The organism is Streptomyces bohaiensis (genome assembly GCF_012033785.1).
Classification (GTDB): Bacteria; Actinomycetota; Actinomycetes; order Streptomycetales; family Streptomycetaceae; genus Streptomyces; species Streptomyces bohaiensis.
Genome location: NZ_JAAVJC010000229.1, coordinates 1 through 7,529, shown reverse-complemented (window position 1 = coordinate 7,529; position 7,529 = coordinate 1). Strand labels below are relative to the sequence as shown.

Below are 7,529 nucleotides of genomic sequence, written 5' to 3'. Positions count from 1 at the left end.
CCCCGCGACCGGGCGGCTCGCCGCGCCGATCGGGTGTCGCCCGGGCGGCGGACTGCGGCGCGCCCGTCCCGGGCCGCCGCCGCGCCCTACGCTCCGGCCATGACGACCCCCGGCACCTCCCCCACCGCTCGGCCGGCGCGCTCCTGGCACTACCTCGCGGCGGCCTACGTCTTCACCGTCGGCATGGCCGGCACGACGCTGCCGACCCCGTTGTACGGGCTGTACCAGGAGGAGATCGGCTTCTCCTCGTTCGTGGTCACGGTGGTGTTCGCCACCTACGCCGCGGGAGTGATCGCGGTGCTGGCGCTGCTCGGCGGTGTCTCCGACCAGCGGGGGCGGCGTCCGGTGCTGCTGGCCGCGCTGGTGCTGTCGATGGCCAGCGCGCTCTGCTTCGTCTTCGAGGCCGGGCTGCCGCCGCTCTTCGTCGGCCGGGTGCTCTCCGGCTTCGCCGCCGGCCTGCTCACGGGCGCGGCGACGGTCGCCGTGATGGAGCTGGCACCGCCGGCCTCCCGCACGCACGCCGCGTTCGCGGCGACCGCCGCCAACATGGGCGGCCTGGGGTGCGGTCCGCTGCTCGCCGGGGTCCTGGCCGAGTACGCCCCGGCGCCGCTGCGCACGCCGTACCTGGTCCATCTGGGACTGCTGGTCGTCGCCGTGGTGCTCACGGCGCTGCTCCCGGAGACGGTGCGCGGCACGCGGGCGGCGGGGTGGCCGCGCCTGCGCGCGCCGCGGGTGCCGCGCGAGGTGCGGTCGGTGTTCGCGCCCGCCGCGCTGGCGGGGTTCACCGGCTTCGCGCTGTTCGGCCTGTTCACCTCGGTGGCACCGAGCTTCATGCAGCGGGAGCTGGGCGTGACCAACCTGGCGGTGGCCGGCGCGGTCGTCTTCTCCGCCTTCGCCTCCTCGACGCTCGGTCAGCTGCTGGTGGACCGCCTGACCGTGGTGCGGGCGCTGCCGGCGGGGTGCGCCCTGCTGGTCGGCGGCATGGCGTTGATCGGGGCCTCGCTGCCGGCGCACTCGCTGCCGCTGCTGTTGGCGGGGGCGGTGGTGGGCGGCGCCGGGCAGGGGCTGGCGTTCCGCGCGGGGATCGCGGCGGTGTCGGCCCGCGCCCCGGAGGAGAGGCGGGGCGAGACAGTCTCGGCGTTCTTCGTCGCCGCCTACCTGGGTATCTCGCTGCCCGTGGTGGGCGTCGGGGCGCTGACGACGGTACTCGGCCTGCGGGACGCCGGGCTGGTGTTCACCGGCTGCGGGGTTGTGGTGGCGCTGTTCGCGGCGGCACGGCTGCGGCCGGGTGGCGCCGGCGGGCGCGCCCTGCGGGCCTGACCGTCACGGCTGCCGTGCCGGGGCTCGCGGCCCTGCCGCGCGGCGGGAGCGATGCCCGGTCGTGAACAGGGGTGAACCCCCTCCCCGGGAAGGAAACCAACCAGGGAGGGGGTTCGGTGCGTACGCCGGTCAGAAGGCCGTAGAACCCGGCGTGCGCCAGTTGCTGTACGCCGTCAGGCGTTTCAGCGGGCGCTGCCGCCGTTGCCCGAGAGGACCTCGACGTTGGACAGCAGGTTGGACAGCGGGTCGTCGCCGTCCTGCAGCGTCGAGTTCTCGGCGCAGTTCTGCTCGTTGGTGCTGGTGAGGATGTCCTGGACGGTGACCGGGACCAGGCCGACAACGCTGCCGACGTTGAGCTTGCCCGGGATGATCGGGGCGCAGATGTCGTTCAGCGAGCCCTGGACCAGGGCCATGTTCGGGCTCATGCCACCGTGGGTGGTGGTGTTGCCGAAGACCTTCTCCGCGCCGTTCCCGGACACCGCGGTGTGGCCAGCGGTGTCATCACCGACGGCCAGCGCGGGGGCGGCGGCGGCAGCGGTGGCACCGAGGGCAGAGGCCGCGACGGCAACCGTGGCGAGCGTCTTCTTGATCACTTGCTGTGTCCTTCCGAGTGTCTGAGACTGTCCCTCGCGGGACGGCCTGAACAACTGGCCACAGCACGAAGAGTTTCCCTTAGTCACCCGTTTGGCCCCCTCTGGTACCTCGTTCAGGTTCCCCAGGTGCGCCAGGTGGACGTTTCGGCCCCGCGAGGGCACCGCACGCGGTCAGGCGTCGACGCTGCCCGCGGCGCGGTCGGCGCGGCGGCCGGAGCCGAGGATCGCGGTCACCTTGATCTCGACGCGCATGCCGGCTGCACCGAGGGCGGGGACCCCGATCTCGGTCCAGATCGGCGCCCGCTCCCCCATCCGGCGGCGGAACTGGTCGACCATCACCCGGTTGTGGGCCTCGCCGATCTCGCCTTCGGCGGCCGGGACGTGGAAGGAGTCGACCGAGATCACGTCCGGCCAGCTCGCCCCGGCGGTGGCGAGGGTGCGCTCGACGTTGTCGAAGGCGCGGACGATCTCCTCCTCCAGCGACTCGGGGAAGGTCAGCTCGTCGTCCCAGCCGCCCTGGCCCGAGATCTCCACGCGGTCGCCGATCCGCACGGCCTGGTGGTAGCGCATGCGCGCCAGCTGCGTGTCGCCGTAGCCGGGGGTGGCGAAGAACTCGGGGGTCCGGGCGTCGGCAGTCATGGGGGTTCCTCTCTCATTGACTTCAACCTTGTAGTGAACGTAGCACAGTTTCAGTTCACGCGTGAAGTCATGGCACTTGGTATCGTGAGCTCCATGGCGAGCAGCGACCACGGTCACCGGGGCAGCAGGGGCGGCGCCCACGCGTCGAGAGACCACTCCGCGGACGCCGAGGAGACCCGCTGGCTGGACCCGGCCGAGAAGGAGGCGTGGACGGGACTGATCTCGCTCGCGCTGCTGCTCCCCGGGCGGCTGGAGGCACCGCTCCAACGCGAGGCCGGTCTCACCCTCTTCGAGTACCTGGTGCTCAGTCACGTCTCCGAGGCGCCCGAACGGCGGCTCCGGATGAGCGAGCTCGCGCACCTCGCCAACGGCTCGCTCTCCCGGCTGTCGAACGTGGCGCGGCGGTTCGAGCAGCGGGGGTGGCTGCGGCGCTTCCCCGACCCCGAGGACGGGCGGGTGACCATCGCCGAGCTCACGGAGGCGGGGTTCGCCGTGGTCGAGGCTGCCGCCCCGGTCCACGTGCGCTCGGTGCGGGAGCTGGTGCTGGACCCGCTGACGGCGGCGGACCAGCGGGCACTGGCGCGACTGGCGGCGAAGCTGCGGACCCGCCCGGCGGATCTGGCCTGACGCGCCGGCCACGCGCCCGGCCGCCCCGCCCGGTTACCCGCCCACCTCAGCCGCGACCGGGGTCCCGCCGCATGCACCAGGTGCGCGGGCCGTCGTCCGGGAGCCGCACCTCGGCCGTGACCACGAAACCGAGCCGCCGGTAGAAGCCCACGTTCGACGCGTCGGAGGTCTCCAGGAACGCCGGGTGGCCGCTGCGCTCGGCCTCCTGGATGCCGGGGGCGAGCACGGCACGGCCGAGCCCGGCGCCCTGCCGGTCGGGGGCGGTCGCCACCGTCTCCAGGAACCATCCCCGCTCCTCGGGGCGGTGCGGCGCCATCGCCGCGTCCGCGGCCGCGGCGGCCGGTGCGCGGTCGCCGCTGAGCTCGGCGAGGATCGGCCCGAGTTCGGCGAACGCGGGCGAGGGGTCGCGCCCGGGGACGCCCCAGACCGCGACGGCGCTGCCGCCGTCCGCCACCCAGACCCGGCCGTGGGCCATGCCGATGCGGGTCAGGCACAGCTCCTGGTACCGGCGGATGCGCTCCCGGTGGTCCGCGGCGGCGATCACGTGCCGCGTGAAGGGGTAGTCGGCGAAGGCGTCGGCGAGGGCGGTGACCGCGGTGGGGACGTCGGCGTCCGCGATGGTGCGGACGACCGGGGCGGCCGGAGGTCGTGACGTGCTCATCCAACGATCCTGGCAGCGCGCGCAGGTGCCGGGCAACGCGTTTCGACCGGTCGCGGCGGGCACCGCCGCGCGGCGCGGGCCCGGCGGCGCCGCGTCCTGCCGGCCTCAGTCCGCCCGTCGCCGCGCCACGACGAAGATCCGCCGGAACGGCAGCACGGTGCCGTGGGGGCCGGTCGGATAGGCGGGACGCAGGCGGTCGCGGTACTCGGCGAGGAACTCCTCGGTCGCGGCGGGGTCGTCGTCGAGGGCGTCGAGAACGGGGCGCAGGGCGGTGCCGCGCATCCACTCCAGGACGGGGTCGGGGCCGTGGAGGAGCTGGTGGTAGGTGGTCTCCCAGGCGTCGACCTCGCAGCCGAGGGCGGTCAGCGCATCGAGGTAGCCGCCGGGCTCGTGGACGGGGGTCCCCTCGCGGAGCACGCCGGCGAGCCGGTCTCGCCAGCGCGGCGCGAGGCACTGCACCCGCAGCAGGAGGTGGCTGGGCGCCGAGAAGTTGCCGGGCACCTGGAAGGCCAGGACGCCGCCGGGGGCGAGCGCGGCGACCCAGCGCGGGAAGAGCGCGACGTGGTCGGGAACCCACTGGAGGGCGGCGTTGGAGGCGATCAGGTCGTGGGGCCGCTCCGGGCGCCAGGCGGCGAGGTCGGCGCGCTCGAAGGCGAGGCTGCCGCCGCCGGGGGTGGGGCCGGCGAGGCGGGCGGCGTGCTCCAGCATCTCCGCGGAGTTGTCGTAGCCGGTGATGCGTGCCCCGGCCCACCGCTCCGCGAGGACGGCGGTGGGTCCGCCGGGGCCGCAGCCGAGATCGGCGATCAGGGGGTGGTCGGCCCCGAGCTCCGGGACCCGCGCGATCAGGTCCCGCAGCGGGCGGGTCCGGTGGTCGGCGTAGCGGTTGTACTGGTCGGGGTCCCAGCGCGTCGTCGTCATGGCGCCACCCTGCCCGCAATTTCTCTTGACGTCAAGATAGTCGCCGTCAAGAGACTTCATGTCGACACAACTACTACACTGATGCCATGGAGGACGAGGTCGATCGACTGGTGGCAGCCTGGCGGCGCGAGCGCCCCGATCTCGACGTGGAGCCGCTGGAGGTGCTGAGCCGTGTCGGGCGGCTCTCGCGGCACCTCGACCGCGCGCGCCGCATCGCCTTCGCCGAGCTGGGACTGGAGCCGTGGGAGTTCGACGTGCTGACCGCCCTGCGGCGCGCCGGCTCGCCCTACCAGCTCTCCCCCGGGCAGCTGCTGACGCAGACTCTGGTGACCTCCGGCACCATGACCAACCGCATCGACCGGCTGGCCAAGAAGGGCCTGGTGGAGCGGTTGCCGGACCCCACCGACCGCCGCGGGGTCCTGGTCCGGCTGACCCCGACCGGCCAGGACCACGCCGATCGCGCGCTGGCCGGGCTGCTGGAGCAGGAACGGGCGATCCTCGCCGAGCTGTCGCTCGCCCAGCGCAGGGAACTGGCCGGACTGCTGCGGGAGCTGACGGCCCCGTTCGACAACACCGGCCACTGAGCCGCGGCGGCCGCGGACCGCGGGTCAGTCCTCGGCCGGCGGCACCCCGGCACGGCGGGCCACCGCCACCGCCGCGAGGGTGGAGTGGACGCCCAGCTTCCCCAGGACGTTCTGCATGTGGGTGCGCACGGTGTGCGGGGAGAGGTAGAGCCGTTCGGCGACGGCCTTGCGCCCCATGCCGGCCAGCATGCAGCGCAGCACCTCCAACTCGCGCGGGGTGAGCGCGTCGGCGAGCCGCTGGTACTCGCCGCGGCCCTGCCGTTCGCGGGTCATCTCCCGCAGCACCCCGGTCAGCAGCGCCGGCGGCAGGTGCGTCTCGTCGCGCAGCACGCCCCGCAGCACATGCGTGAGCCGGGCGAGCGAGCTGTCCTTGGCGACCCAGCCGAGAGCGCCCGCAGCGAGCAGCCGCGCCGCGGTCCCGGCGTCGTCCCGGCCCGCGAGCACCACGAGCCGTAACCCGGGGTGGGCCAGCAGCGAGGTCTCCGCCTCTTCGCCGGCGGTTCCCGGCGCGGGAGCCGTCGCCCGCTCCCCCGGTGGTTCGCCCGCTCCGTCGGCCACTCCGGGGGGACCGACCGGGGCGGCGCGGCGCGGCGCGGACTCGGGCAGCAGGCCGGCGTCGGCCAGCAGCACGTGGAACGGCTCACCGGAGGCGCGTGCGCGGCCGAGGAGCCGACCCGCGGCCTGCGTGCCGCCGGCGGCGACGGCGGAGAGGTCGGGTTCCGCGGAGAGCGCGGTGGCGAGGGACTCCGCGAAGACCCGGTGCTCGTCCACCACCAGTGTGCGGATGCGGTCCATGGTCTCCCCCTCGCGGCCTTCCGCGCCCTGTGCCCCGGTGCCCCTGCGCGGCTCGCAGAACGGCACCGCGTGCGCGCGGTGCCGACAGGCGTACAGCGTACGGTCGGACGGTCGGCGACGGTGGGCGAATTGCGGCAACTCCCGCCCATGCGCAGCGTTTTGGTCAACGACGGTCGTCGGAGCGGAGTGATCCGGCCGCCCGGGCGCGCCCGGCGGCGGTGCGCGGCCGGGGACGCGGGGCGCCGTCGGGGGTGTCGGGGGTGTCCCGCGACGGTCGCGGAGGTCCCGAGGCGCGCTCCGGGCCGGGCCGCGCGACACTGGCTGCCGGAGCTGTCCATCCACCGCGCCGCCCGGCGCGGTCGACCGGAAGCGGGTGCTGCGATGCCCATGGCCATGGCCTTCGCCGAGTACGGCGGACCGGAGGTCCTCACCCCGCTGGAAGTGGCGGAGCCCGTCCCGGGACCGGGGCAGGTGCGCGTCAGCGTCCGCGCCGCGGGGGTGAACCCGCTCGACGCCAAGCTGCGCTCGGGTGCGATGGCGGGCGCCTGGCAGGTGGAGATGCCGTTCGTGCCCGGATCGGAGCTGGCGGGCACGGTCGACGCCGTGGGCGACGACGTGCACGACCTCTCCGTCGGCGAGGCGGTGATGGGCCTGGGCGCCCACTGCTACGCCGAGCAGGCCCTGGCCGACCGGGACCGGGTGGCGCGCATCCCGGAGGGGATGGACGTGGAGCACGCCGCCGCCGTCCCGGTGGCGGCGGAGACGGCGTGGCGGGCGCTGGAGACCCTGCGCGTCGGAGCCGCCGACACCCTGCTGGTGCACGGCGCCGGCGGTGTGGTCGGTGCCATGACGGTGCGGTTCGCGCTCGCGCGCGGGGCCCGGGTGGTGGGGACCGCCTCGGCGGCCGCCGTGCCGCGGGTCGCGGCGCTCGGCGCGATGGCGGTGACCTACGGCGAGGGGGTGGCCGAACGCGTCCGGGAGACGGTGCCGGGCGGCGTCGACGCGGTGCTCGACACCTCGGGCGCCGACGTCATCGGGGAGTCGGTGGAGCTGGCGGGCTCCCCCGAGCGGGTCCTGTCGGTGGTGGACCCGGAGGCGGCCCGCCGATACGGCGCCCGGTTCTCCTCCAGCCCGGGCGATGCCGTCGACCATGCCGCGGCCGGACTGGCGCAGGCGGTCGCGCTGCACCGCGCGGGCGCGCTGCACCTCCCGATCCACGCCATGTTCCCGCTGGCGGAAGCGGCGGAGGCGCATCGGGCGCTGGCGGCGGGCGGGCTGAGCGGGAAGATCGTCCTGAGCGTCTCCTGAACGGCGCCCTGCCGGCCTCGCCCCGGCGGCCGCGGCTGCGGCGGTGGCGGTGGCGGTGGCCGTCCGGGGCGGGCAGCGCCCCGG

At 75.3% G+C, this 7,529-nt stretch carries 9 protein-coding genes; 4 read left to right on the top strand and 5 right to left on the bottom strand.

What is annotated here, in order from left to right; genetic code table 11:
- The first annotated feature begins 99 nt into the window (after window positions 1-99).
- Window positions 100-1,320: an MFS transporter gene (locus HCN52_RS19390; protein ID WP_168089731.1), complete on the top strand. Its 1,221-nt coding sequence runs from the start codon at window positions 100-102 to the stop codon at window positions 1,318-1,320.
- 182 nt (window positions 1,321-1,502) lie between these two features.
- Here the strand turns inward: HCN52_RS19390 and HCN52_RS19385 are convergent, their stop codons facing one another.
- Both HCN52_RS19385 and HCN52_RS19380 read right to left on the bottom strand, forming a co-directional pair.
- Window positions 1,503-1,913, bottom strand: coding sequence for a rodlin (locus HCN52_RS19385; RefSeq protein ID WP_168089730.1), 411 nt, complete (start codon window positions 1,911-1,913; stop codon window positions 1,503-1,505).
- Between the two features lie 171 nt (window positions 1,914-2,084).
- Window positions 2,085-2,552, bottom strand: a complete 468-nt coding sequence (locus HCN52_RS19380; protein ID WP_168089729.1) for a Rid family hydrolase — start codon at window positions 2,550-2,552, stop codon at window positions 2,085-2,087.
- A gap of 93 nt (window positions 2,553-2,645) precedes the next feature.
- Here HCN52_RS19380 and HCN52_RS19375 point away from each other — a divergent pair, with 93 nt between their 5' ends.
- Entirely contained in the window at window positions 2,646-3,179 is a 534-nt protein-coding gene (locus HCN52_RS19375) for a MarR family winged helix-turn-helix transcriptional regulator (protein WP_168089728.1), read from the top strand.
- Window positions 3,180-3,225: 46 nt separating this feature from the next.
- Here the strand turns inward: HCN52_RS19375 and HCN52_RS19370 are convergent, their stop codons facing one another.
- Window positions 3,226-3,840: a GNAT family N-acetyltransferase gene (locus tag HCN52_RS19370; protein ID WP_168089727.1), complete on the bottom strand. Its 615-nt coding sequence runs from the start codon at window positions 3,838-3,840 to the stop codon at window positions 3,226-3,228.
- 105 nt (window positions 3,841-3,945) lie between these two features.
- Complete coding sequence (locus tag HCN52_RS19365; protein ID WP_168089726.1) at window positions 3,946-4,758, bottom strand: trans-aconitate 2-methyltransferase; 813 nt, start codon at window positions 4,756-4,758, stop codon at window positions 3,946-3,948.
- 86 nt (window positions 4,759-4,844) lie between these two features.
- On the opposite strand from HCN52_RS19365, the gene HCN52_RS19360 reads away from it, so the two are divergent.
- Window positions 4,845-5,342 carry a MarR family winged helix-turn-helix transcriptional regulator gene (locus HCN52_RS19360; protein ID WP_168089725.1) on the top strand — a complete coding sequence of 166 codons (498 nt, stop codon included), beginning with the start codon at window positions 4,845-4,847 and terminating at the stop codon, window positions 5,340-5,342.
- A 24-nt stretch (window positions 5,343-5,366) separates the two neighbouring features.
- Here HCN52_RS19360 and HCN52_RS19355 read toward each other — a convergent pair whose 3' ends face one another.
- The gene (locus HCN52_RS19355; RefSeq protein ID WP_168089724.1) at window positions 5,367-6,137 is read right to left on the bottom strand and encodes a response regulator transcription factor; all 771 of its coding nucleotides are present in this window, start codon (window positions 6,135-6,137) and stop codon (window positions 5,367-5,369) included.
- 381 nt (window positions 6,138-6,518) lie between these two features.
- On the opposite strand from HCN52_RS19355, the gene HCN52_RS19350 reads away from it, so the two are divergent.
- Window positions 6,519-7,445, top strand: coding sequence for an NADP-dependent oxidoreductase (locus tag HCN52_RS19350; protein WP_168089723.1), 927 nt, complete (start codon window positions 6,519-6,521; stop codon window positions 7,443-7,445).
- The last annotated feature ends 84 nt before the right edge of the window (window positions 7,446-7,529 follow it).

What these genes read in the sequence shown, in the direction of transcription:
- HCN52_RS19390 (WP_168089731.1), top strand. Translation starts at nt 100, where the DNA reads ATGACGACCCCCGGCACCTCCCCCACCGCTCGGCCGGCGCGCTCCTGG.
- HCN52_RS19380 (WP_168089729.1), bottom strand. Translation starts at nt 2,552, where the DNA reads ATGACTGCCGACGCCCGGACCCCCGAGTTCTTCGCCACCCCCGGCTAC.
- HCN52_RS19375 (WP_168089728.1), top strand. Translation starts at nt 2,646, where the DNA reads ATGGCGAGCAGCGACCACGGTCACCGGGGCAGCAGGGGCGGCGCCCAC.
- HCN52_RS19370 (WP_168089727.1), bottom strand. Translation starts at nt 3,840, where the DNA reads ATGAGCACGTCACGACCTCCGGCCGCCCCGGTCGTCCGCACCATCGCG.
- HCN52_RS19365 (WP_168089726.1), bottom strand. Translation starts at nt 4,758, where the DNA reads ATGACGACGACGCGCTGGGACCCCGACCAGTACAACCGCTACGCCGAC.
- HCN52_RS19360 (WP_168089725.1), top strand. Translation starts at nt 4,845, where the DNA reads ATGGAGGACGAGGTCGATCGACTGGTGGCAGCCTGGCGGCGCGAGCGC.
- HCN52_RS19355 (WP_168089724.1), bottom strand. Translation starts at nt 6,137, where the DNA reads ATGGACCGCATCCGCACACTGGTGGTGGACGAGCACCGGGTCTTCGCG.
- HCN52_RS19350 (WP_168089723.1), top strand. Translation starts at nt 6,519, where the DNA reads ATGCCCATGGCCATGGCCTTCGCCGAGTACGGCGGACCGGAGGTCCTC.